This window comes from Rhizobium sp. BK316 (assembly GCF_014193695.1).
Lineage (GTDB): Bacteria > Pseudomonadota > Alphaproteobacteria > Rhizobiales > Rhizobiaceae > Rhizobium.
The window spans coordinates 1-24,597 of sequence record NZ_JACHZR010000008.1; the positions used below are offsets into that span (position 1 = coordinate 1).

Here is a 24,597-nt window from a genome sequence, read left to right on the forward strand (position 1 = left end):
AACCAGCTACCCGCCAATCCGCTTGATTTCTTCAGAACGAGGAACTTCGTCGCCAGCAGCGCCGCCGCCCTCGTCAGTGACTGGGCTTATAATCCTCACACATCGAAACAGTCAACAGGCGTTTTCAGAAAAAATCATCTTTCTTGTATCCAATTGTTTTTTCAGAGAAATTTACATGGGTCCTCAAACCTCGCTTGTTTTCCGGATTCCGATCGCCGCGGAGAGCCCAGGGAAACGTGACTGTCGTTCAGTTTTCTTGTGGAAGATACGATTTTGATCATATTCGCCCCGACATCATCACATTCTGCTGGTCATGAGGAAACACGCACGATTCACGCAGGCATGCGCACGTAAGGTGCCCATTCCGGTGTGATTTGACTTCAGTGCCCAAAATATGCACATCTTTCGCCCCAGCCAGGATGGCCCGCGGATGCTCAGAACGACATCGAATGTAAGGATGCGAACTCCACTGCCATGATGACGGAGAAAATGATGATCCGCTCGCTCGGCAGCGAGCCTCCGCTTCTGGCAGACGGGCGACGCGCACCCGACCGGCGCGAGGTTTCGCTGCGCTGGCTTTCGGGCACGTTCCTCACTGGCATCACTTCTTCGATCCTTATGGGTGTTGCGCTTTTTGCCGCCCTGGACGGCCGTCAGCAGCTGGCAATCCCCGCGGAAGCCTATGCGAGCGCCTCCGCCGACGCGCATCAGGATACGTCTGTTACCCGCGGCGGCCGTCTGATCGCCCCCGTCATCGCAGCCAAACCATCCGACCGCGCCGTCATGGAAGTCTCGACCGTCGTGCATGACGGCGAGAAGGAAGTCGTACGCCGCCAGCCCTTCTCCCATGTGAAGATGATGTTGGCTGCCAATCACGTCGCGACCGAGGATTATCCAGACTTCGATCCGCTGGCGATCTTCTCGGCCGACGAACCCCAGCCGGCACCGCAAAGCCGCACCGGCGCAATTTACGGCTCCGATGTCGAATCCGAAGTGGCGCTGAAGACCGTTCCCTTCCCGACCAACAAATCCGACCTGAACATGGCCCCCGGCCTGTCGCTTGACGAAGTCGAGGAAAATGTCCGCTCCAACGGCTCCGTTCTGACGGACGGAAATGCTCAGCTTGCCGCTCTCTATTATGTCGATCCGCGCCGCTTCTCCACCGAGGACAACGACGTCGATCTGACCGCCGGCCTCGCGGCGCGCGTGCTTGAGCAGAATATGACGGTCTCGGCGCCTGAATCCATCACGCCACAGACCGAGGAATTCGCCGACGACATTCTGCCGGTGCGCCAGGATACGACGATCGCCAAGGCACTCACCGATTCCGGCTATCCGCAGCCGCAGGCAGACGGCATGTCCGGTTACATCGCCCCGCTGCTCGGAACCGATAAGCTTTCGAAGGGTGACGTCCTGCGTATCGGCATCATTCAGAAGGGCGAACAGGCGAAGATCATCCGCGCCAGCGTCTATCGCAGCACCCGCCATCTCATCACCGTCGCGCTCGACGACAGGGGCCGTTTCGTTGCCGGCAGCGAGCCGCCGATGCTGGATGCGATAGCCACCGCCTTCGAAGATAATTCCTTCGCTCCTCCTGCCGGCCAAAATCTGCCGCGCGTCTATGACGGCATTTACCGCGCATCTCTTTCCTATGGCATGACCAAGGACATGACAGCGCTGATCATCAAGCTGCTCGCCAGCAATGTCGACTTCCAGGCGCAATTGAAACCGTCGGATTACCTCGAAGCCTTCTTCTCCGTCGCCGACAGCAACGGCCAGGCGACCGAGGATTCCGAGCTTCTTTACGTCAACGCCCGCTTCGGCGATACGCTGACCCGTTTCTATCGCTTCCAGGACCCGGAAGACGGCACGATCGATTACTTCGACCAGGACGGAAAGAGCATCCGTCAGTTCCTGCTGCGCAACCCTGTTCCGAACGGCATCTTCAAGTCCGGCTTCGGCATGCGCCGTCACCCGATCCTCGGCTTCGCGCGCATGCACACCGGCGTCGATTGGGCAGCCCCGCGCGGCACCGCGATCATCGCCGCCGGTAATGGTACGGTCGAAAAGGCCGGCTGGGATTCCGGCGGTTACGGCAACCAGACGATCATCCGCCATGCCAACGGCTATGAATCCTCCTACAACCACCAGAGCGCCATCGCTAAGGGCATCGTGCCAGGCGCCAAGGTACGACAGGGCCAGGTGATCGGCTGGGTAGGAACGACAGGCGAATCAACAGGCCCGCACCTTCACTACGAACTGATCGTCAACGGCACCAAGGTCGACCCGCTGCGTATCCGGCTGCCCGGTGGCAAATCGCTGCAGGGTGATGCGCTCGCCAAGTTCGAGGACGAGCGCAAGCGCATCGACACACTGCTGAACAACCAGCCGGCCTCAGACCAGGTCGCAAGCAAATAATTCTCGCATACCGCGGAAACAAAAACGGCGGCCCGAGAGCCGCCATTTTCAATTCTCGTCTGTGCAGCCTTACGCTGCTTCACTGACCGGCTGTTTCGTCCGGAACAGCAACCGGTCCGAACCACTGGCGATCTTCACCAGTGATCCATCCGGCACCTGCCCCGACAGGATCTGTTCGGCAAGCGGATCCTGGACGAATTTCTGGATAACCCGCTTCAGCGGACGGGCACCATAGACTGGATCATAGCCCTTGTTGGCCAGCCAGTCGCGGGCTTCCTCGTCGAGATCGAGCGTGATCTTGCGTTCGGACAGCAGCGACAACAGCCGCTTGAGCTGGATATCGACGATCGCCCCCATTTCCTCGCGCTTCAGGCGGTGGAAGAGGATGATCTCGTCGATACGGTTCAGGAATTCCGGCCGGAAGTGACCGCGAACCACATCCATCACCTGCTCTCGAACCATCTCGCTGTCGTCGCCCTCACGCAATTGCGTAAGGTATTCGGCACCAAGGTTCGACGTCATGATGATCATCGTGTTGCGGAAGTCGACCGTCCTGCCCTGGCCGTCGGTCAGGCGACCGTCATCCAGCACCTGCAACAGGATGTTGAAGACATCGGGATGCGCCTTCTCAATCTCGTCGAACAGCACGACCTGATAGGGCCGGCGGCGAACGGCTTCCGTCAACGCGCCACCTTCATCATAACCGACATAGCCCGGAGGGGCACCGATCATCCGGGCCACGGAGTGCTTCTCCATGTACTCCGACATGTCCATGCGCACCATCGCCGACTCGTCGTCGAAGAGGAAGCGGGCGAGCGCCTTGGTGAGCTCCGTCTTGCCGACGCCGGTCGGGCCGAGGAAGATGAACGAGCCGATCGGCCGGTTCGGATCCTGAAGACCGGCACGCGCACGGCGCACGGCGCGGGATACGGCCTGAACCGCATCGCCCTGGCCGATCACCGACTTCGCCAGCTCGTCTTCCATCCGGAGCAGCTTGTCACGTTCGCCTTCCAGCATCTTATCGACGGGAATGCCGGTCCAGCGGGAGACGACGTGGGCGATATTGTCGGGGGTCACGACCTCCTGCACCATCGCGTTTCGGCTGTTGTCCTCCTTGTTTTCGGCGTCGGCCAGCTGCTTTTCGAGACCCGGGATCACGCCATAGGCGAGCTCGCCGGCGCGCTGAAATTCGCCTTTGCGCTGGGCGATCGCCAGTTCGTTGCGGGCGTCGTCAAGCTGCTTCTTGAGGTCAGCAGCAAGGCCGAGTTTCTGCTTTTCCGCCTGCCAGCGGGCCGTCAGCGCATCAGCCTCTTCCTCGAAAGAAGCAAGCTCACCTTCCAACCGCTTTAGCCGGTCGGCGGATGCCACGTCGGTTTCCTTCTTTAGTGCCTCGCGTTCGATCTTCAGCTGGATGATGCGGCGGTCGAGTTCGTCGAGCTCTTCCGGCTTCGAGTCCACCTGCATGCGCAGGCGGGCAGCGGCCTCATCCATCAGGTCGATTGCCTTATCCGGCAGGAAGCGGTCGGTGATGTAACGGTTCGAAAGCGTTGCAGCGGCAACCAGCGCGGCATCGGCGATGCGCACCTTGTGATGCTGCTCGTACTTTTCCTTCAGACCGCGCAGGATCGAAATCGTATCCTCCACCGTCGGTTCCTCGACCATGACCGGCTGGAAACGGCGGGCAAGGGCTGGATCCTTTTCGACATGTTTGCGGTACTCATCGAGCGTGGTCGCGCCGACACAGTGCAGCTCGCCACGGGCAAGGGCAGGCTTCAGCAGGTTGGAGGCGTCCATCGCTCCATCCGCCTTGCCGGCGCCGACCAGCGTATGCATTTCGTCAATGAAGAGGATGATTTCGCCGTTCTCGGACTGAACTTCGTTCAGCACGGCCTTCAAGCGCTCTTCGAATTCGCCGCGAAATTTTGCACCGGCAATCAAGGCACCCATGTCGAGCGCCATCAACTTCTTGTCCTTCAGGCTTTCCGGCACGTCGCCATTGACGATGCGTAGCGCAAGACCCTCAACGATCGCCGTCTTGCCCACACCCGGCTCACCGATCAGAACAGGATTGTTCTTGGTGCGGCGTGAGAGAACCTGGATCGTCCGGCGAATTTCGTCGTCGCGACCGATGACCGGATCGAGCTTGCCTTCGCGGGCATCACTCGTCAGGTCGCGCGCATATTTCTTCAGGCTGTCAAAGCCCTGCTCGGCGCTCGCCGTGTCGGCAGTGCGGCCCTTGCGGATGTCGTTGATGACCTGATTGAGCGCCTGCGCGGTCACGCCGGCATTCTTCAACGACTGATAGGTCGAGGCAGAGGTTTCGATCGCCAGCGCCTGCAACAGACGCTCGACCGTCACGAAACTATCGCCAGCCTTCTTTGCAGCCTCTTCGGCAGTGGAGAAGACCTTGGCGAGCGGCTGGGCGAGATAGATGTTGCCGTTACCGCCGGAAATCTTCGGCAGCTTGGCAAGAGCGGCGTCATTGGCAAGCCGCGCGGCTTTGGCGTCACCGCCGGCGCGCTCGATCAGCGACGCAGCCATGCCCTGATCGTCGTCGAGCAGGACCTTGAGAACATGTTCTGCGGTGAACTGCTGGTGTCCCTGCGCCAACGCATAGGTCTGGGCAGACTGAACGAAACCGCGCACCCGCTCGGAGTATTTTTCGATATTCATACGTTACCTCCATGAATCGCCCCGCCCTTCATAAGGCACAGACCGATGATTGAGATTGAGCTCCCTCAATAGGCAAGCCCCGTTTGTCGCCATTGAGATTTGCAGCAAACCAAACTGTGCAGGATATGGTGGAGAATCCCAGGAGTTTAAAGGGGTGAGACACGCGAAAACTGTCGCCCGCGCCTCATCCTTCGCAGCCGCTATTTGCCCATCAACACAACGTCCGGCAACACCCGCTTCTTGTCGAAAAATCCTTGGTCGGGCCGTTGGCACGAAACATTAGCTCGAACTGCCGCTTGGGGTCCGTCGGCAGCCAGTTGGCTTCCTCGCCCCTGGGGGCTTTCGGTCCGAAAGAAAGGTCGATGGAGCCGCCGCAGTCGGCCGACGGGGCTTCACAAATGGAAAAGGCCGCCTGGTGAGGGCGGCCTTTCAAATCACGCATTCGAAGACGTGCTTATTCGGAAGCGGCTTCTGCCAGAACCGGCGCCTCAGCGGAAGCACCGTCCTCACCGGCTGCCTCGCCTTCAGCGCCGCGACGCGGACGGCGCGGGCGACTGCCGGCGTTGCGGCGGCGGGGCTGACGCTCGCGCTGCGGTGCAGCTGAGCCTTCCTCTTCCATCACAACTTCAGCCGGAATGCCTTCGATTTCCGGCTGCGGGCCGGTTCCGTCAATTGCTTCCGCCTGCTGCACGGGCGCTGCCGGAGCGGCCTGCTGCTGTTCGCGCTGCTGCTGGCGAGGCGGCTGAACGATGACGACGTCGTCATTATCTGCCGTATCCAGTTCGTCACCATCGCGGTCCGCATTGTCACGATCATTGTAATCGCTGCGGTCATCGCGCTGGAAGCGTTCCTGCATCTGCGCCTGTGCGGCCGCAATGATGCGGTTGTAGTGTTCGGCGTGCTGCAGATAATTCTCAGCTATGACGCGGTCACCGGAACTCTGTGCGTCACGGGCGAGCTGCGCATATTTTTCAGCTATGTGCTGAGCAGTACCGCGGATTTTCACATCGGGGCCGGAACTGTCGTAGGTCCGGGTCAGCGGGTTTCCACCCTTGCGGTTGAAATTGTTGTTATTGTTGTTTCCACCGCCGCCATTGTTATTGCCACGCCCTCGACCGCGCTTGTTCTGCTGTCCTGGCCTCATCGATCGTTCACCTGAATTCTTCTGTTTGTGATTGGATACATGGCACCAATCGCCAAGACCGGTTCATCCGGATCAGGGCCTTCGTGCCGCAAGCATAGTGCGCCTTCGCGCCGACCTGCCGCTTGTCTTCAAGTCAGTTTGACTGATTCACGCATTGGGTCGTGTTCAACCTTTGAAACTCTCGTCTAAAAGAGCAGACCCCCGAGGCTGAGCAAGTACCGAACGAATCTCGTTCATTCCTATGCGCCCAACGCGTAAGGGCAACCTATATTGCTTCCTCAGGAAATCCAAGCCTTTTCTTCGCAATAGCAACAATGTCCAGTTCGATGCTGCAATTTGTCGCCGGTCATGCCGGCGAGAACACGAGCACTCTGTCATTCTGACCATAATCTCTCACGGATTTGAGGCACTTGAAGCCTTGCGCTTCAAAGATCGCCGTCACATCGTTTCGCTGATCGTAGCCGATTTCTAGTCCGACGACTCCATTTGGCCGTACGAACCTCGCCGCATCCTTTGCTATGGCTTTGTAAGCGTCAAGCCCATCCGAGCCACCGTCCAGAGCTGCAGCCGGATCAAATTTCGTCACTTCGGGAGCGAGATCGTGAATGATACTGGAAGCAATATAGGGCGGATTTGAGACAATCGCATGAAACGTCCCGCGGATGTTCTCGAACCAGCTCGATCGAATGGTCGTGAATCGATCCTGCAATCCGTTTCTTTCTGCGTTTGATCTTGCCGTCTCAAGTGCATCGGTCGAAATGTCGCTGCCGATGCCTGATGCTTCCGGACATTCGCTGAGGAGCGCAAGGCAAATCGCTCCGGTCCCAGTTCCTACATCGAGGATATGGAGATTGCCCTCCGTCTTTGCAAGATCGCGCAAATAAGGAATGATCGTATCGACGAGAATTTCCGTATCTGGCCGCGGCTCAAGCGTGCCGGCGGAAAGCCAAAGCGGCAGGCCGTAGAACTCCCGCTCTCCAAGAATGCGGTGTACCGGTTCGTGATTCAATCGCCTTTCGATGGCCCGACCGATACTGCCTGCCTGCTCTTCCGACACCGGCTCGTGTCCGGCTGTCAGCATCTCGGTCGGCGAAAGCTTCAGAAGTCCCGAAATCAGCAGCCGCGCATCGGTCTGCGGATCGTCGATGCCCGCTTCCGTGAAGCGACGCCGGGCCTCGGCAAAGATCTCTGAAACCGTCGGCCCGGATAGGATCATTGCTGTTCGCCAAGCTGTGCGAGCTGGCTCGCCTGATAGTCGGCAAGCAGTGCATCCACCACTTCGTCGATCTCGCCGACCATCATTCGGTCGAGCTTGTAGAGTGTCAGGTTGATGCGGTGGTCGGTTACGCGCCCCTGCGGAAAGTTATAGGTGCGGATGCGCTCGGAGCGGTCGCCCGAGCCGACCTGGCTCTTGCGGTCGGCAGAACGTTCGCTGTCGGCCCTCTGCCGCTCGGCATCGTAAAGTCGCGAACGCAGCACCTGCATGGCCTTGGCGCGGTTCTGGTGCTGTGACTTTTCCGAGCTGGTCACGACGATACCCGTCGGCAGGTGGGTGATGCGCACCGCCGAGTCCGTCGTATTGACGTGCTGGCCGCCCGCACCCGAGGAGCGCATCGTATCGATGCGGATATCCTCTGGCCGTATTTCGATATCGATCTCCTCGGCTTCCGGCAGAACGGCAACGGTCGCCGCCGAGGTATGAATACGCCCGCCCGCTTCCGTCTCCGGCACACGCTGCACGCGGTGCACGCCGGATTCGAACTTCAACTTGGCGAAGACGCCCTTGCCGGTGATCGTCGCGATGATTTCCTTGTAGCCTCCAGCTTCCCCATCGCTCGCCGACAACACTTCGACCTTCCAGCCGTGTGCGGCCGCATAACGCTCATACATGCGGAAGAGGTCGCCGGCGAAAAGGGCCGCCTCATTGCCGCCGGTGCCGGCGCGGATTTCCAGGATCGCGCTTTTCTCGTCGGCTGCATCCTTCGGCAGCAGCAGGACCTGGATTTCATTCTCCAGCGCCTCGATCCGTTCTTTCACGTCAGGCAGTTCGAGCTCGGCAAGGTCGCGCATTTCGCGGTCGACGGATTTGTCCTCGAGCAGGATCTCCAGATCGGCAAGCTCGTCCACAGCCCTTTGATAGGCGCGGATCTTGGTCACCACCGGCTGCAGTTCGGAATATTCGGATGCGAGCTTTACATAGACATCGGCCGACGGGCCGGCCGACATGCGCGCCTCGATCTCGCCGAAGCGGCGCTCAAGCTCGCGCATCTTTTCAATGGGAAGCTTCGCCACCCCTTGCTCCTGTTCTTCTAATATACGTCTAAAGGGGAATATTGTGGCTCTCGGCGAAGCGGGCAAGCACTTCGCGCATCGGCGTCGTTGCATGCCGGTCGTCCAGCGCCTCATTGACCGCCGCCGCCAGCGCCCCGACATCAAGCCCAAGAAGCATCGCCTTGACCGGTCCGATCGAGGCCGGCGACATGGAGATGGAGCGGAAGCCGACGCCGAGCAACGCCATAGCCGAGAGCGGCTTGCCGGCCAGCTCACCGCATAGCGTCACCGGCGTCTTGTTGCGGTCCGCACCACGCACAATGTCACGCAGGATGCGCAGGAACGGCCGCTCCAGCGGATCGAAGCGCTCGGAAACCCGCGCATTGCCGCGGTCGACCGCCATCGCGAACTGAAAGAGGTCGTTGGATCCGACAGAGACGAAGTCGACCGCATCCATCAGCTCGTCGAGCTGCCAAAGCAGGGCCGGCACTTCCAGCATCGCGCCGAACTGCAACTTGCGCGGAAGGCCATGGCCGAAGCGCGACAAATGCTGCACTTCCTTTTGCAGCAGTTCACGCACTTGCCGGAGTTCCGAAACCTCAGTCACCATCGGTACCATCAGCTTCAACTCGGCGCCGGCAGCAGCCTTCAGCAAAGCGCGCAACTGCGTGCGCAAGAGCCCCGGCCGGTCGAGCGAAAGGCGGATCGCCCGCCAGCCGAGCGCCGGGTTTTCCTCCTCGTGACCGCGGAAATAAGGCACCACCTTGTCGCCGCCGATATCGAGCGTGCGGAAGGTTACGACGCGACCGCCCGCCTGCTTCAGCACATTGCGGTAGAACATCTCCTGCTCTTCCGCTTTCGGCATAGTGGAGGCGATCATGAATTGCAGCTCGGTGCGGAAAAGCCCGATGCCCTCGGCTCCCGATTCTGCCAGCTGCGGCAGGTCGACCAGCAGCCCTGCATTCATCTGAAGCTGTATGCGCTGCCCATCCCGGGTAACCGGTTCGACGGACCGTAAAGCCCGGAACTGCTCCTGCCGCCTTGCACGGAAACGAACCTTTTCTTCGTAGGAGCGCTGGTGCTCCGGCATCGGCCGGATATGCACATGACCCTCGTCACCATCGATGATGACGGCATCGCCGTTTTCCGCCAGTGCCACGACACCCGCTGCCTGGCCGATGACCGGAATGCCCATGGCGCGCGCGACGATCACCACATGGCTCGTCACCGCCCCCTCTTCCAGCACCAGACCGCGAACATTGGCACGCGGATAGTCGAGGAGCTCCGCCGCGCCCATGGCGCGCGCCAGGATGATTGCATCGTTCGGAAAGCCCTCCGCGGTCGTGCGGCCGGTATAGCCGGTCAACACGCGCAGCAGCCGGTTCGCCAGATCCTCGAAATCATGCATCCGCTCGCGCAGATAAGGGTCCGTCAGGCGCATCATGCGCGCCTTGGTGTCGCTCTGGACCTTCTCGACCGCCGCTTCCGCCGTCAGGCCGTTGCGGATCGCCTCCTCCAGCTTGCGCACCCAGCCCTGATCGTGGGCGAACATGCGGTAGGTTTCCAGCACCTCGCGATGCTCGCCTTCCATGGAAACGTCACGCCGCGACAGCATGTCGTCGATGGAGATCCTGAGCGAACCCATGGCTTCCGCCAGCCGCCGGATTTCCTTCTCCGCATCCTCGTTCAGCAGATTGGTAACAACGATACGCGGCTCGTGCAGCACGACGTAGCCGAGGCCGATCCCGTCATTATACGTATCGCCGTCGACCGTGACCGAGCGGGTGAGGTCGAGTTCGAGGCCCGGCTTGGCGATCTTCTTGAGTTCGCCGGTGGCGATCATCTCGGCGAGAACCATCGCCGTCGTCTCGAGCGCTTCCAGCTCCTCTTCGCGATAATTGCGGCTCGCCTTGTTCTGCACGACAAGAACGCCTAGCGAGCGGCCCGTGCGCAGGATCGGCACGCCGAGGAAGGAATGATAGATTTCTTCGCCCGTTTCCGGCAGGTAACGGAAAGCCGGATGCGACTGTGCGTCGGAAAGATTGAGCGGCTGAGCCGATGCGGCGATCGTGCCGACGAGGCCCTGTCCCATCTTCAGCTGCGAGAGGTGGACGGCTTCCTTTTTGAGACCTTCGGTAGCATAGAGCTCAAGAACGCCATCGGCGCGCAGCACATAGACGGAGCAGACCTCCGCCACCATGTTGCTGGCGATCTGGCGCACGATCCGGTCGAGTCGCTCCTGCGGCTCCAGCGGCTCCGCCATCAATTCGCGCAGCCGCTTGAGCAGCACGCGCGGACCGCCGGAAAGGTCTCTCATTGCGTCTCAAGCTCCCCGAAATAAACGCTTAGTGCGGCCAGAAGGACCGGCCGCATCTTCAACCTGAAGGGGCAGACCGCCCGCTGGGAATCAATTCTTATCCAGACCGTAGCAGGAATGCAAAGTTCTGACAGCGAGTTCTGCATAAGGACCATCGATCAAGATCGAAATCTTGATCTCTGAGGTTGTAATTGCCTTGATGTTGATGCCTTTTTCGGCAAGTGCCCGGAAGGCAGTCGCTGCAACGCCCGCATGACTGCGCATGCCGATGCCAATGACCGAGACCTTCACCAGACCCGATTCGCTCTGTGCGACGTCGTAGCCGATCTTCTCCTTATTATCGGAAAGGACCTTGATGGCCTTCTCGACATCACCAGAGGGAACGGTAAAGGTCATGTCCGTCTTCGAACCATCCTCAGAGATGTTCTGAACGATCATGTCGACGTTGATGTGGCTTTCAGCGAGCGGCCCGAAGATCGCGGCGGAAACGCCTGGCCGGTCGGCAAGACGGCGAAGCGAGATCTGAGCCTCATCCTTGGCATAGGCGATGCCGGTGACTACTTCCTGTTCCACGATTTCATCCTCGTCACAAATCAGCGTTCCGGGCGGATTCAAGAGGTCGCCCATGCCCGGAGCATCGGGATCCTCGAAAGACGAACGCACGAAGGTGCGTACCTTGTGCACCATGGCAAGCTCGACGGAGCGTACCTGAAGAACCTTGGCGCCGAGCGACGCCATTTCCAGCATTTCTTCGAAAGCGATCTTCTTCAGGCGCCGTGCCTTGGGTTCGATGCGCGGATCGGTCGTATAGACGCCGTCGACATCGGTATAGATATCGCAGCGATCAGCCTTCACAGCAGCCGCAATCGCCACGGCAGACGTATCGGACCCGCCGCGTCCGAGCGTCGAGATGCGGTTGTCAGGGCCAAGACCCTGGAAGCCGGCAACGACCGCGACCTGTCCCTCGCCCATGCGCTTGATGATATCGGTCCCTTCGATTTCCATGATGCGCGCCGCGCCATGGGCGTTGTCGGTGCGGATCGGGATCTGCCAGCCCTGCCAGGAACGGGCGTTGATGCCCATGCTCTGCAGCGCAATCGCCAGAAGGCCTGACGTGACCTGCTCGCCGGAGGCGACAATAGCGTCATATTCGCGCGCATCGTAGAAAGGAGAGTTCGCGCCGATCACCTTCGGCGTGTTCTGAACCCAGCCAACCAGCTCGTTGGTCTTGCCCGACATGGCGGAAACGACGACCGCCACTTCATGGCCGGCATCGACTTCGCGTTTTACGTGGCGGGCAACGTTCTTGATGCGGTCCAGATCAGCGACGGAGGTTCCGCCGAATTTCATAACGATGCGTGCCATAAGCCTCTACCACGACCCGCGCGAGATTGCCGGAAACGGGATTTGCTTCTCCGGTACGCCACGCGCCATTCACAAACCGCCGGGAGACGCATTGCCCTCCCGGGCATCAGAAAACCCCGACTGTCGAATGGCCGAAGAGCCCGGAAATACTGGTTTCTGGAACGCTTCTAAAGCCCCGCCAACCAAGGACGAAAGTTGGCGCGTCTCTTAGCGAGTTTGACAGGGGGTGGCAAGGGCGGGGACAGGGCGAAGTGGAGGCGGCGGGATTTCGTCAGAAACGGTCCCTGCGACTGCTGTAAAAGCGCCTACTTACCATGTCGGTAAATCAGGGGCATGGAGGCGGTTGAACTTAACGGCCCCAAATGCGTTTAAATCGCAATAGATGCGTCACAAGAAAGCTGGTGAGTAGAATGAGAAAATTAGCGATAATTGCACTGTCGATAGCAACCGCATTCTCAGGAATGCCTGCTTGGGCAGGACCGGCTTACACGGCGAACCCGGCCCAAGGGGCGGTGCAGACCGAAGGCAGCCAAACCGACCTTTTGCAGGTAGGCTGCAACAATTTCACGAACTGCCCTCGTTATGACCGAGGCTGGGGCGGCTATAATTATCGTTATTCGGATCGTTATCGCTATAATCGCGGATGGGACCGCCGCTATTATGGCGACCGCTACTACCGCGACCGCTATTATCGCCGCTATGACAATACCGGCGCCATTATCGGGGGTCTGGCTGTCGGGGCGATCATCGGTGGCATCATAGCCTCGCAGCCGCGTGTGCGTACAGGCAGTTCGCATGCCGATTACTGCTACAGCCGTTATCGCTCGTACCGCGCGTATGATAACACGTACCAACCCACATACGGCCCGCGCCGTCAGTGCCGCTGAATCGACATCCCCTTTGATACAAACCCCGCGAAGACGCGGGGTTTTTTTAGTGTCTTCAGGCTCACTCGATTTTTTACGGTCCTTGCCAAGCTTCCAGTGCGACCTGAGCACCCTTGACTTATCGCCTCGATCGTCCGACTTCACTGACAGGACATGAAGGAGCGGCAGATGAACGAAGCGGCAAAGACCACCATCGACCAGGCTGAAGTCGATCGCTTTTCCGCCATGGCAGCGGAGTGGTGGAGCCCAACCGGCAAGTTCAAGCCGCTGCATAAGTTCAATCCTGTTCGCCTGGCCTATATCCGCGATAAGGCAGCCGAGAATTTTTCGCGCAGTCCGAAGACTGCCAAGCCGCTTGAAGGTCTGCGTGTGCTCGATATCGGCTGCGGCGGCGGCCTCTTGTCGGAGCCGGTCGCCCGTATGGGCGCTAAAGTCGTCGGCGCCGATCCCTCGGAAAAGAACATCGGCATCGCCTCCACCCACGCCAAGGCATCGGGTGTTGCGGTCGACTATCGCGCCGTCACCGCCGAGCAGCTCGCCGAGGCAGGCGAGACCTTCGATATCGTGCTCAACATGGAAGTGGTGGAGCATGTGGCCGATGTCGAGCTTTTCATGAATACCTGCGCCAGCATGGTCCGGCCGGGCGGCCTGATGTTCGTCGCCACGATCAACCGCACCATGAAGGCGGCCGCACTTGCCATTTTCGCTGCCGAAAACGTCCTGCGTTGGCTGCCGCGCGGCACGCATCAGTATGAGAAGCTGGTACGCCCGGAAGAACTGGAAAAGCCGCTTACGGCAAGCGGTCTCGATATTGTCGACCGTACCGGCGTCTTCTTCAATCCCCTGGCAAACCAGTGGAACCTGTCGAAGGACATGGATGTGAATTACATGCTGCTGGCAAAACGGCCAGCCTGATCGCGCCGCATGCAGGCCAAAATTATGAAAGACCAGCCGCCCGCATATCAGTTCACGTCTTCGGGCAGAATCGGCAGGGCAGCAATATCAATGCCCTCTTCCACCAGCGACTGCGCTTCATCGGGTGTCGCCTGGCCGATAATGCCGCGGGCATCCGCCTCACCGTAGTGGATCTTGCGAGCCTCCTCGGGAAAGCGGGTTCCGACATCTTCGGAATTCGCCTTGATCGCGGCAACGGCTTCCTTCAGCTTCACAAAGGCTTCGCGGCGGGCCGTATCCATGGCGACGACCTGCATCTCATCCTTCTTGCGTGCGGTCGATACGGAAGGCGCCATGAGCGACTTGGAGATGGAGCCGGAATTGCAAACAGGACAGGTCAGAAAACCGCTCGCGACCTGGCGATCGAAATCGGCACTTTCGGAAAACCAGCCTTCGAACTCGTGGGCATTCTCGCAAATAAGGGAATAGCGGATCAAGCTGCTACGCCTCCTGAAATTTCCCCCGCAATCCTCTCGATGGAAAACTCCCGACCGTTCTTAAGGTTCGGAATCTTGTCATGCGCAGCCTTCACGGCGGCCGGATCGATCTCCGCCAGTATGACCGCCTCGCCGGCCAAGCCGGCCGAAGCGAGCACCTTGCCCCAGGGATCGACGATCATCGAATTGCCGAATGTCTCACGGCCATCCTCATGCAGGCCGGCCTGCGCGGCGGCGATGATGAAGACGCCGTTTTCGATGGCGCGCGCCCGCAGCAGAATTTCCCAATGCGCCTCGCCGGTCTGCTTCGTGAAAGCGGCCGGAACCGTCATCACCTCTGCGCCGGCAACCGCCTGCGCACGGAAAAGCTGCGGAAAACGCACATCATAGCAGATGGCGAAACCCATCTCGGCGAAAGGCAGCGACAGCACGCGTGCCTCAGACCCCGGCCGGTAGGCGGCGCTTTCGCGCCAGCTTTCGCCATTGTCGAGATCGACATCGAACATGTGGATCTTGTCGTAGCGGTTCAGGATCTTGCCGTCAGGTCCGAAGAGGAATCCGCGATTGGCCATCTTGCCGTCATCGAGTGCAATCGCCGTCGAGCCGACATGCATGTAAATGCCGAGTTCGGCAGCGAGCGCCGAGCCGGTCTTGACGATGATGTCATTGCTCTCGTCGCGCAGCACTTCCTTTGCCGCTGCGCGGTTGCGCTGCAGCATACCGGTCATTTCGGGCGTCTGCACATAAGTCGCGCCCTTTGCGGCGGCTTCCCGGACGAGGCGCACCATCGAAGCAGCATTCCGCTCCGGATCGACACCGGAGCACATCTGGATGGCGGCGGCCGTGAAACTCATCGCTTTTCCTCAGGCAGCCAGCAGCGGATCGAGCTTGCCGGCACGATCGAGCGCGTAGAGATCGTCGCAACCGCCGACATGCGTGCCGCCGACGAAAATCTGCGGAAAGGTGGTGCGGCCGTTCGACTTGCCGAGCATTTCCTGACGAAGCTCAGGCGAGAAGGTCGCGTCATGCTCGACATAGTCCACGCCCTTCTCTTCAAGCAGAGATTTGGCGCGTGCACAAAAGCCGCAGAATTGCCGTGTATAGATGGTAACGGGTACCATGAATGGTCTCCAGACGGTGCTGTTTTCTTACTGTCATATAGTTTCTGCAAAGGCCCTTGCAAAGGTCAAAACCGTTATATCGGCGGCACCTGCCTTGCGCAGCACCCGCGTTGCCGCATCGACTGTTGCACCTGTCGTATAGACATCGTCGACGAGGACGATGCGCTTGCCGAAGACATCATTTTCTTTGCCCCTGGCAATCGCAAAGGCGCCTCGAACATTGTCTTCTCGCGCCCGCACACCAAGACCGACCTGCTGGTTGGTGCGCTTGACGCGCAGAAGGGTCGCCGGCAGTAGCGGCTTGTCCGCAAGCCGCGCGAGATGCCGGGCAAGTTCCGCCGCCTGGTTGAACTTGCGCGAGACCATACGCGTGCGATGCAAAGGGATCGGAACGATGGCGTCACAGCACTCGACCATGCCGTCCGAGGCACGCAGCATCCAGCCCGCCATCATCGGCGCGAGATCCGTGCGATCCCGGTATTTGAGGCCATGCACGAGACTGCGCACGGCAGTGTCATGGACGGCTGCCGAACGCAGCCGGTCGAAGGGCGGCGGATTGGCGATCGCCTCGGCGCTCAGGATGCCGGCGCCGAGATCATGAGAAAAGGGAAGGCCGAGCACCTCGCAATAAGGCCGCTCGATGAACCGGACTCCGGCCCAGCATTTGGGACAAAGCCCGCGATGGCCACCCGTCGAAACACCACAGGCCGCACAGGCCGGCGGATAGACGAGATCGGCAAGCACGGAGAGCGGCCGCAGCAGCTGCGCCCACACGCGTCCTTTCTCTCTTTCCGTCTCGATCATCCCCATATGACGCAGACTAGCGCGTCACGAGCCAAAGGAAAATCGCCTTGCCGCCTGCCGGACAGGGGAATATGGACATCGCCATGGATATCATCTTCGACAAGGCGCAGATCGCCGCAAATCGTCACCGCGCGCTCGCAAATAATGATCTGAAGGCAGGTTTCCTGCTCGATATCGCCGCCGAGGAACTGGCAGACCGCCTGGCCGTCGTCGAGCGCACCTTCGAACATGCGGTGGAACTACATGGCGCAACGGGCGCAGCTGCCCGTGCGGCGATGGCGACCGGCAAGATAGGCAGTCTCACCCGCGTGGAAAGTGACATCAGCTATGTCACTTCGGGCGAACTCTTTCTCGAAGCGCCGCTCGAAGACGTGCCGCTCGCCCCCCAATCCGCCAATCTGGTAATTGCGCCGCTCAACCTACACCTGACCAACGACACACCCGGCGTCTTCATCCAGATCCGCCGCGCGTTGAAGCCGGACGGCCTGTTCCTGGCTGCCATTCCGGGCGCCGGCACGCTGCAGGAACTGCGCGACGTACTGCTGGCGACTGAGATCGAGATGACTGGTGGCGCAAGCCCACGCGTGATCCCCTTCGCCGATGTCCGCGATGTCGGCGGCCTGCTTCAGCGCGCGGGCTTTGCCCTGCCCGTCATCGACGCAGAGAATTATACTGTCCGCTATGATTCAATTTTTCCGCTGATGCGCGATCTGAGAGCGATGGGCATGGCTAATCCACTGGTAGCCCGCAGCCGCAAGCCGCTGACGCGCGCCTTCTTCCTGCGCGCAGCTGAAATCTATGCCGAGCGCTATTCGGACCCCGACGGCCGTATCCGCGCGACATTCTCGTTGATCTACGTGTCGGGCTGGGCGCCGCACGAAAGCCAGCAGCAGCCGCTGAAGCCGGGATCGGCCAAGGCACGACTTGCTGACGCTCTCAAAGTGGAAGAGCAGAAGCTCAAGCAGTGAACCCAGTGGATAGGCTCAATTAATCGTCAGGTTATTCTCGACGGTGTTGAATACGCCTAACAGGCCATTGGTGAACACACCCAGGCCCCCAATGAGGGCAGCCGCCATAAGCGCTGCGATCAATCCATATTCGATCGCCGTTGCACCACGTCCGTCTGCCAGAAATTTCTTCAGCAAATTCATCAACCCAACCCTTTGCGCAAGACGGCAATGAAATTCACGGCTCTCCGTGACGGGAGCTTCATTTCCTCAGCAGCCGGCGCCGACGCCGTAGCCCTGGACGACACAGATCGACCCAGGCGTATCCTGGAGGACGCTGCGGCGGATCGTATAGCGCTTGCCGTTCTCGCTTTTCGGGCCATTCTCGGTCTTCGGGATGGAGCCGGTGGTGATCGTGTCGAAATCAGCCGGCGCGCTGGCGAGCACGCTCTTCTTGGAAGAATCCGCCAGCATAGGCGTCAGGATGAGGGTGAGCGCCACCACGGCCGTGCCGAACAGAAGGGCAATATTGAGCGCCCCCGTCCTGCGCGAAGCAGACGAAGAAGCGCGTTCCTTCTCGCGCACAGCTTTCCAGAAATCGTCGTCCATGACGTCAAGCCCTTAAATACACACACGCCAGTTGCTTGAGTGAGGCCGATCATTGCCAGAAGGTGCTAAATGATCGATTAATATCCACAGGCGAAATCGACGTTTCGCATTAATAATCAGAAAAGCTAAAGTAAATCCTGCAGCACCGGGATGAGCGGCTCGTCGGCCGGCGGCATCGGGTAATCGCGCAGCGCCTGCGGGCGCACCCATTTGATCGCCTGTCCCTCACGACCGTGTGGAATGCCTTCATAACGGCGGCAGACGTAAAGCGGCATCAGCAGATGGAATGTATCGTAGCTGTGACTGGCGAAGGTCAGCGGCGCAAGACATGGTACCTTGGTCGTGATGCCGAGTTCTTCGTTCAACTCGCGTACCAGCGTCTCCTCCGGTGTCTCGCCGGATTCCACCTTGCCGCCGGGAAACTCCCACAGGCCGGCAAGCGACTTGCCCTCCGGCCGCTGCGCCAGAAGGATACGCCCGTCCGTGTCGATCAGCGCGCAGGCGGCGACCAGAAGCAGCCTCTTTCCGGCTTCGCTCATTCGCAGCGCTCCTGCCAGTAGCAGTAGTGATAGGCATCACGGAAACCAAGACGCTCATAAAGCGCAATCGCCGGCGCGTTGGAAAGCTTCACCTGCAGCCAGGCGGTGCGGGCGCTACGCATCCGCGCCCAGCGTAAGGCCGAGGTCAGGATTTCTACGCCGAGACCCCTGCGGCGATGCCCATCGGCAACCGAAAGCGACATGATGCCGGCAAGATCGTTGTCCTGCACGCAGAGAACCGTTGCCAGCGAGCCAAGGATGGCATCCTCGATCATGAAAAGGCCTGATGGCGGCTTGATTGCCGAGATGATCTCGGCAAGCGCCGGCTTCAGCGATACTGGCGCCTGATCGACTGCAAGATTGGCATCGACGAACCGGCCGACATCGTGGGTCGGAAGATGATCGAGCGTATCGGGCAGATCGGCCTGCGAGAGATCGCAGACCATGACCGCCGTTTCATCGAAACGCTCCCATCCCTGCTCCTTGAGCAGGCCGATCAGAACAGGCGAGGCAAGAGGCGTCTCACGCACGATAGCGGGACGGCCATAGGCCTCGAACTTGCGGCTTGCCTTCTCCAGCCTGATTTCGACATCACGATGGTCGGAAGGATCGAGCGGCACGATGGAGTTCAGGCGGTTGGAAGGATGGCCCGCGGTCAGGCGGACCTGCCAGCTTCCGTCATATTGCACGGACGCAGCCGGCCAGGCACGAAAGCCCACGGCCTCCAGCCGCCGGACCAACGGCAGGTTCTGCTTCGGAAGAGATGCCTGCATCAACGAACGGTCAGCTCCGGTAGTCGCCATTGATCGCAACATATTCCTTGGTGAGGTCGCAGGTCCAGACCGTAGCCTTGCCCGAGCCAAGACCAATGTCGACTTTGACAGGAATATCCTGCTTCTTCATCACGGCGGATGCGGCATCCTCGGAATAGGCTGGATCGCGCTCGCCGTTGACGGCGACGCGCACGTCACCGAACCAGATGGCGAGCCGATCGCGGTCGGCCATTTCGCCGGCCTTGCCGACGGCCATGACGATACGGCCCCAATTGGCATCTTCGCCGGCAGCCGCAGTCTTGACCAGCGGCGAATTGGCGATGGAGAGAGCGATCGTCTTGGCGGCGGCATCGCTCTCCGCACCGGTCACGGTGATCTCGAGCATCTTCGTGGCGCCCTCGCCGTCGCGGGCGACCTGGATCGCCAGATCCTTGAGGAGTTCGTTGAGGGCTGCGCGGAATGCGCCGAGCTGCGGATCATCCGCGCTCACGATGCGCGCCTGTCCGTCAGCTGCCGCTGCACCCGTCGCAAAAAGCATCAGCGTGTCCGAGGTCGAAGTGTCGCTGTCGACGGTCATCGAGTTGAAGCTCGGCTCGACGCCGGCAGACAGCAGCGACTGCAGGGCAGAAGAAGCGATATCGGCATCCGTGACGACGAAAGAAAGCATGGTCGCCATGTCGGGCGCGATCATGCCGGCACCCTTGGCAATACCGTTGATCGTCACCTTGACGCCGCCGATTTCGGCAGTGCGGGTTGCAACCTTCGGATAGGTGTCGGTGGTCATGATGGCCTTGGCGGCCTCGAACCAGAAATCACCGGTGGCATCGGCATGCATCTTGTCGAGCACGCCGGAAAATTTGGTGGCGTCGAGCGGTTCGCCGATGACGCCGGTCGATGCAAGAAAGATCTCATTTTCGCTGCAGCCGACTGCTGCAGCGGCCGACTTTGCCGTCAGCTCGGTCGCAGCGCGGCCCTTCATGCCGGTAAAGGCATTGGCATTGCCTGAATTAACGACGACGGCGCGCGCCGTGCCATGCGGCAGGTTGGTCCGGCAGAAATCGACCGGTGCGGAGGGGCACTTCGACTTCGTGAAGACGCCGGCAACGGCAGCCGGAGCGTCGAAGACCATCATCAGCACGTCCGTCCGGCTCTTATACTTGATGCCGGCTGAAGCGGTTGCCATGCGCACACCGCGAAGTGCTGGCAGCGAGGCAAAGGTTTTCGGGGCAAGCGGAGAAACGGTAGCGGACATGGAATGTGACCTGCCAATGAGCATTTCCAGGCGAAATGAAAACCGGTGCGCCATCCGGAAATGCGACAACAACAATGATAGTGAAAGGTCCGGAAGAACCGGACCCAAATCTAATGATTACTGCTGCGGTGCGGGTGCCGGCGCGGGTTCGGCACCCGGCTCAGGCTGCTTGTTCGCGTCTTCGTAACCCTTGCGGAGCGTTTCGTCCATGATATCGACCTTGGCCGAAGCCTTCGCCTGGTTCAGGAGCGCAAGATACTTGTCGCGCATGACGAGCTGACGAACCTGATCCTTGACCTGGTCGAACGGCGGCGGCGGAGCGTCACGCTTATCTTCTACCTTGATGACATGGTAGCCGAAATCGGTCTTCACAGGGGTCTTGGAATGGGTGCCCTTCTCAAGCGCGAAGGCTGCGTCCTCGAATTCCTTGACCATGCGGCCGCGGCTGAAATAGCCGAGGTCGCCGCCATCATCCTTATTCGGATCGGTGGACTTTTCCTTGGCGAGTTCGGCAAAATCCTTGCCGGCGTCGAGCTGCTTGATGACGTCCTTGGCCTCGTCCTCGGTCTTGACGAGGATATGGCGGGCGTGAACTTCTTCCTGCTTCGGCAGCGCGGCGACTTCCTTGTCGTAGCGTGCCTTCACATCGGCATCGGTCACGGTGTCGACGACATGCTTCTTGAAGTAGGCGTTGTGAAGTTCGCGGTCGGTCAGATACTGCATGCGCTTCTTGAAATCATCAGTCTGGTCGAGCTTCTCGGCAGTAGCGTCGGCAGCAAGCAGCTTCACGTCGATGGCGGCAGAGAGTGCCGCGACCTTCTTCTGGTCGTCGGGGAGTTGCGCGAGCTGCGGATCGAGATTGGCCACAGCCAGATCGAGCTCCGACTGGTGGATTTCCAGATTGCCGACTTTGGCGACGACGGCATCATCGGCATAGGCCGGAGCCTGGAAGGCGACGAAGGCCGTAAACGCCAGCGCAGCAAGTTTGTTGGTGCTCAACATCAAATAACCCTTCACAATTATACCCGCCGGCTTCAGCTTTCGTGAATCCAGCCCGAAAACAGCCTTCAACACCGGAATGTGGCCTTTCTATATCAGCCAAATCCGTTGACATCATTTGCCCCCCCTCTTATCTGTCACGCAACCTCGCGTCCAGAACAGTTTCCGGGCGTTTTCAAGCGTGCGCCTGTTTTTCGGCTGGGTAGCGAATAAGAAACGTCGGGGAAGAATATTCAGAAAGGACCAGTCATATGGTCAGCTTTGGCGGTATTGCCCGCAAGTTATTTGGCTCTGCCAACGATCGTCGCGTGCGGTCCTTCCAGCCGAACGTCGCCGCAATCAACTCTATTGAAGAGAAGACCAAGGCGCTGACGGATGATCAGCTTGCCGCAAAGACGGTGGAGTTCCGTGCTCTCCTCGCAGAAGGCAAGACGCTGGACGACATCCTGATCCCGGCCTTCGCGGTCGTGCGCGAGGCCTCCCGCCGCGTCCTTGGCCTGCGACCTTTTGACGTACAGCTCGTCGGTGGCATGATCCTGCATTCCAACGCCATTGCCGAAATGAAGACCGGCGAAGGCAAGACGCTGGTCGCCACCCTGCCGGTCTATCTGAACGCGCTTGCCGGCAAGGGCGTGCATGTCGTCACCGTCAACGACTACCTGGCTCAGCGTGACGCGGCGACCATGGGCCGCCTCTACGGCTTCCTCGGCCTGACCACTGGCGTCATCGTCCACGGCCTTTCCGATGAAGAACGCCGCGACGCTTACAACTGCGACATCACCTACGCGACCAACAACGAACTCGGCTTCGATTATCTGCGCGATAATATGAAATACGAGACGAACCAGATGGTCCAGCGCGGCCACAACTTCGCGATCGTCGACGAAGTGGACTCGATCCTCGTCGACGAAGCCCGCACGCCGCTGATCATCTCCGGCCCGCTCGATGACCGCTCCGACCTCTACAACACGATCGACACCTTCATTCCGCTGCTGTCACCGGAGGATTACGAAATCGATGAAAAGCAGCGCTCGGCGAACTTCTCCGAAGTCGGCACCGAGAAGCTGGAAAACCTGCTGAAGCAGGCCGGCCTCCTGAAGGGCGCTTCGCTCTATGACATCGAGAATGTCGCGATCGTCCATCACGTCAACAATGCGCTGAAGGCCCACAAGCTGTTCCAGCGCGACAAGGATTACATCGTCCGCAACGGCGAAATCGTCATCATCGACGAATTCACCGGCCGCATGATGCCGGGCCGCCGTTATTCGGAAGGCCAGCACCAGGCGCTCGAAGCCAAGGAAAAGGTGCAGATCCAGCCGGAAAACCAGACGCTGGCCTCGATCACCTTCCAGAACTATTTCCGCATGTACGACAAGCTTGCCGGCATGACCGGTACGGCTCAGACGGAAGCGGAAGAATTCGGCAACATCTACAACCTCGATGTTCTCGAGGTGCCGACCAACCTGCCGATCAAGCGTATTGATGAAGACGACGAGGTCTACCGGACCGTCGAGGAAAAATACAAGGCGATCATCGCCGAGATCCTGGACGCTCACAAGCGCGGCCAACCGGTGCTCGTCGGCACCACCTCGATCGAGAAATCGGAGTTTCTGGCAGAGCTGATGCGCAAGCAGGGCTTCTCGAACTTCCAGGTTCTGAATGCCCGCTACCACGAGCAGGAAGCCTATATCGTCGCCCAGGCCGGTGTGCCGGGTGCCGTGACGATCGCCACCAACATGGCCGGCCGCGGTACCGACATCCAGCTCGGCGGCAACCTCGACATGCGTATCGAGCATGAGCTTGGTGAAGTCGAACATGGTCCCGAGCGCGACGCCAAGGTCGAGGCAATCCGCGAAGAGATCAAGCAGCTCAAGGAAAAGGCGCTTGCCGCCGGCGGTCTTTACGTCATCGCCACCGAGCGTCACGAAAGCCGGCGCATCGACAACCAGTTGCGCGGCCGTTCCGGCCGTCAGGGCGACCCCGGCCGTTCCAAGTTCTATCTGTCGCTTCAGGACGACCTGATGCGCATCTTCGGCTCCGACCGCATGGACAGCATGCTGCAGAAGTTGGGCCTCAAGGAGGGCGAGGCGATCGTTCATCCCTGGATCAACAAGGCTCTGGAGCGCGCGCAGAAGAAGGTCGAAGCCCGCAATTTCGATATCCGCAAGAATCTTCTGAAGTACGACGACGTCCTGAACGACCAGCGCAAGGTCATCTTCGAACAGCGCGTCGAGATGATGGAAGCTCCGAATATTTCCGAGACCGTTTCCGACATGCGTCGCGAAGTGGTCGACGATCTGGTCACGACCCATATCCCGGAACGCGCTTACGCCGAACAGTGGGATGCCGCCGGCCTGAAGACGCAGGCCGCCAACATCCTCAATCTCGACCTTCCGATCGAGGACTGGGTGAAGGAAGAAGGCATCGGCGAGGACGACATCCGCGAACGCCTGATGGAAGCCACCAATGCTGCCTTCAATGAGAAGGTCGAGCGTTTCGGTCCTGACATCATGCACTATGTCGAGCGCCAGGTCGTCATGCAGACGCTCGACCATCTGTGGCGCGAGCATATCGTCAATCTCGACCATCTGCGTTCCGTTATTGGTTTCCGTGGATATGCCCAGCGCGATCCGCTGCAGGAATACAAGTCGGAAGCCTTTGAGCTCTTCCAGTCGCTGCTCAACAACCTGCGCCAGGCCGTCACCGCGCAGCTGATGCGCGTCGAGTTGGTGCAGCAGGCTCCGCCGCAGCCGGAACCGCCCGTCATGCAGGCGCATCATCTGGACCCGACGACCGGCGAGGATGAATTTACGAACACGACCTATCAGGCGCTTGAGATCACGGTTCCGCCGGAAAACCGCAACCCCGACGATCCCGCGACCTGGGGTAAGGTCGGCCGCAACGAAGCCTGCCCCTGCGGCTCCGGCAAGAAATACAAGCACTGCCACGGTGCTTTCGAACAGGTTTGAGAATGGCGCCTTCGGGCGCCATTTTCTTTCGTCTTTCTCCCATTTTTGGACATCAGCCACAGGTACTCTGGTAATCGTCGCAATACCGTTTCTTAACCCTGCTCTGGCAAGACTTGTC

Annotated in this window: 22 protein-coding genes and 1 pseudogene; 6 read left to right on the forward strand and 17 right to left on the reverse strand. The window is 59.9% G+C overall.

Annotation, left to right across the window (positions count from 1 at the left end):
- Together FHT87_RS31050 and FHT87_RS28290 are read left to right on the forward strand one after the other, a co-directional pair.
- On the forward strand, nt 1–240 hold a 240-nt coding region (locus FHT87_RS31050), incomplete at its 5' end, for a hypothetical protein (protein WP_210277928.1).
- Nucleotides 241–474: 234 nt separating this feature from the next.
- Nucleotides 475–2,418, forward strand: a complete 1,944-nt coding sequence (locus FHT87_RS28290) for a M23 family metallopeptidase (protein ID WP_183805975.1) — start codon at nt 475–477, stop codon at nt 2,416–2,418.
- A 69-nt stretch (nt 2,419–2,487) separates the two neighbouring features.
- On the opposite strand, the gene clpB is transcribed toward FHT87_RS28290, so the two are convergent.
- The 7 genes and pseudogenes from clpB to FHT87_RS28325 form a co-directional block, all read right to left on the reverse strand.
- Nucleotides 2,488–5,091, reverse strand: coding sequence for an ATP-dependent chaperone ClpB (gene clpB, locus FHT87_RS28295; RefSeq protein ID WP_183734222.1), 2,604 nt, complete (start codon nt 5,089–5,091; stop codon nt 2,488–2,490).
- Nucleotides 5,092–5,291: 200 nt separating this feature from the next.
- Nucleotides 5,292–5,461: pseudogene (locus FHT87_RS28300) on the reverse strand (DUF1214 domain-containing protein); the annotation flags it as partial.
- 84 nt (nt 5,462–5,545) lie between these two features.
- Nucleotides 5,546–6,235: a DUF4167 domain-containing protein gene (locus tag FHT87_RS28305; protein WP_183734224.1), complete on the reverse strand. Its 690-nt coding sequence runs from the start codon at nt 6,233–6,235 to the stop codon at nt 5,546–5,548.
- Nucleotides 6,236–6,581: 346 nt separating this feature from the next.
- The gene (prmC, locus tag FHT87_RS28310) at nt 6,582–7,451 is read right to left on the reverse strand and encodes a peptide chain release factor N(5)-glutamine methyltransferase (RefSeq protein WP_183805977.1); all 870 of its coding nucleotides are present in this window, start codon (nt 7,449–7,451) and stop codon (nt 6,582–6,584) included.
- Nucleotides 7,448–8,527 (reverse strand): peptide chain release factor 1, encoded by a 1,080-nt coding sequence (prfA, locus tag FHT87_RS28315; RefSeq protein WP_183805979.1) that lies wholly within the window; start codon nt 8,525–8,527, stop codon nt 7,448–7,450. The genes prmC and prfA overlap by 4 nt, the downstream gene beginning before the upstream one ends.
- A 28-nt stretch (nt 8,528–8,555) precedes the next feature.
- A complete protein-coding gene (gene ptsP / locus FHT87_RS28320; protein WP_183734229.1) occupies nt 8,556–10,823 on the reverse strand; it encodes a phosphoenolpyruvate--protein phosphotransferase in 2,268 nt (755 codons plus the stop codon).
- A gap of 90 nt (nt 10,824–10,913) precedes the next feature.
- Nucleotides 10,914–12,188: an aspartate kinase gene (locus FHT87_RS28325; RefSeq protein ID WP_183734231.1), complete on the reverse strand. Its 1,275-nt coding sequence runs from the start codon at nt 12,186–12,188 to the stop codon at nt 10,914–10,916.
- A 410-nt stretch (nt 12,189–12,598) separates the two neighbouring features.
- Between FHT87_RS28325 and FHT87_RS28330 the strand changes: the two genes are divergently transcribed.
- Both FHT87_RS28330 and ubiG read left to right on the forward strand, forming a co-directional pair.
- A complete protein-coding gene (locus FHT87_RS28330) occupies nt 12,599–13,075 on the forward strand; it encodes a BA14K family protein (RefSeq protein ID WP_183734233.1) in 477 nt (158 codons plus the stop codon).
- Between the two features lie 168 nt (nt 13,076–13,243).
- Entirely contained in the window at nt 13,244–13,990 is a 747-nt protein-coding gene (gene ubiG, locus FHT87_RS28335; protein ID WP_183805981.1) for a bifunctional 2-polyprenyl-6-hydroxyphenol methylase/3-demethylubiquinol 3-O-methyltransferase UbiG, read from the forward strand.
- A gap of 47 nt (nt 13,991–14,037) precedes the next feature.
- On the opposite strand, the gene FHT87_RS28340 is transcribed toward ubiG, so the two are convergent.
- Genes FHT87_RS28340 through FHT87_RS28355 form a run of 4 tightly spaced genes read right to left on the reverse strand, consistent with a single transcriptional unit; the run spans nt 14,038 to nt 16,397 of the window.
- On the reverse strand, nt 14,038–14,466 hold the full coding sequence (locus FHT87_RS28340) for a DUF1178 family protein (protein WP_183805982.1): 429 nt from the start codon (nt 14,464–14,466) through the stop codon (nt 14,038–14,040).
- Entirely contained in the window at nt 14,463–15,320 is an 858-nt protein-coding gene (locus tag FHT87_RS28345; protein ID WP_183734239.1) for a carbon-nitrogen hydrolase family protein, read from the reverse strand. Before FHT87_RS28345 ends, FHT87_RS28340 begins: the two co-directional genes overlap by 4 nt.
- 9 nt (nt 15,321–15,329) lie before the next feature.
- Nucleotides 15,330–15,587, reverse strand: a complete 258-nt coding sequence (gene grxC, locus FHT87_RS28350) for a glutaredoxin 3 (protein WP_183734241.1) — start codon at nt 15,585–15,587, stop codon at nt 15,330–15,332.
- Between the two features lie 33 nt (nt 15,588–15,620).
- A complete protein-coding gene (locus FHT87_RS28355) occupies nt 15,621–16,397 on the reverse strand; it encodes a ComF family protein (protein ID WP_183805983.1) in 777 nt (258 codons plus the stop codon).
- A 77-nt stretch (nt 16,398–16,474) separates the two neighbouring features.
- On the opposite strand from FHT87_RS28355, the gene FHT87_RS28360 reads away from it, so the two are divergent.
- Complete coding sequence (locus tag FHT87_RS28360) at nt 16,475–17,359, forward strand: methyltransferase domain-containing protein (RefSeq protein WP_183734642.1); 885 nt, start codon at nt 16,475–16,477, stop codon at nt 17,357–17,359.
- Between the two features lie 15 nt (nt 17,360–17,374).
- On the opposite strand, the gene FHT87_RS28365 is transcribed toward FHT87_RS28360, so the two are convergent.
- From FHT87_RS28365 to FHT87_RS28390, 6 genes are all read right to left on the reverse strand, one after another.
- Nucleotides 17,375–17,542 carry a Flp family type IVb pilin gene (locus FHT87_RS28365; protein WP_183734245.1) on the reverse strand — a complete coding sequence of 56 codons (168 nt, stop codon included), beginning with the start codon at nt 17,540–17,542 and terminating at the stop codon, nt 17,375–17,377.
- Nucleotides 17,543–17,608: 66 nt separating this feature from the next.
- The gene (locus FHT87_RS28370; protein WP_183734247.1) at nt 17,609–17,947 is read right to left on the reverse strand and encodes a hypothetical protein; all 339 of its coding nucleotides are present in this window, start codon (nt 17,945–17,947) and stop codon (nt 17,609–17,611) included.
- 125 nt (nt 17,948–18,072) lie between these two features.
- Entirely contained in the window at nt 18,073–18,486 is a 414-nt protein-coding gene (gene mutT / locus FHT87_RS28375) for an 8-oxo-dGTP diphosphatase MutT (RefSeq protein WP_183805984.1), read from the reverse strand.
- Nucleotides 18,483–19,289, reverse strand: a complete 807-nt coding sequence (locus tag FHT87_RS28380; protein WP_183734250.1) for a GNAT family N-acetyltransferase — start codon at nt 19,287–19,289, stop codon at nt 18,483–18,485. Before FHT87_RS28380 ends, mutT begins: the two co-directional genes overlap by 4 nt.
- Entirely contained in the window at nt 19,270–20,511 is a 1,242-nt protein-coding gene (gene argJ / locus FHT87_RS28385) for a bifunctional glutamate N-acetyltransferase/amino-acid acetyltransferase ArgJ (protein WP_183734252.1), read from the reverse strand. Before argJ ends, FHT87_RS28380 begins: the two co-directional genes overlap by 20 nt.
- 117 nt (nt 20,512–20,628) lie before the next feature.
- On the reverse strand, nt 20,629–21,513 hold the full coding sequence (locus FHT87_RS28390; RefSeq protein ID WP_183805985.1) for a peptidylprolyl isomerase: 885 nt from the start codon (nt 21,511–21,513) through the stop codon (nt 20,629–20,631).
- A 248-nt stretch (nt 21,514–21,761) separates the two neighbouring features.
- On the opposite strand from FHT87_RS28390, the gene secA reads away from it, so the two are divergent.
- Nucleotides 21,762–24,479: a preprotein translocase subunit SecA gene (gene secA, locus FHT87_RS28395; RefSeq protein WP_183805986.1), complete on the forward strand. Its 2,718-nt coding sequence runs from the start codon at nt 21,762–21,764 to the stop codon at nt 24,477–24,479.
- Nucleotides 24,480–24,597 lie beyond the last annotated feature (118 nt).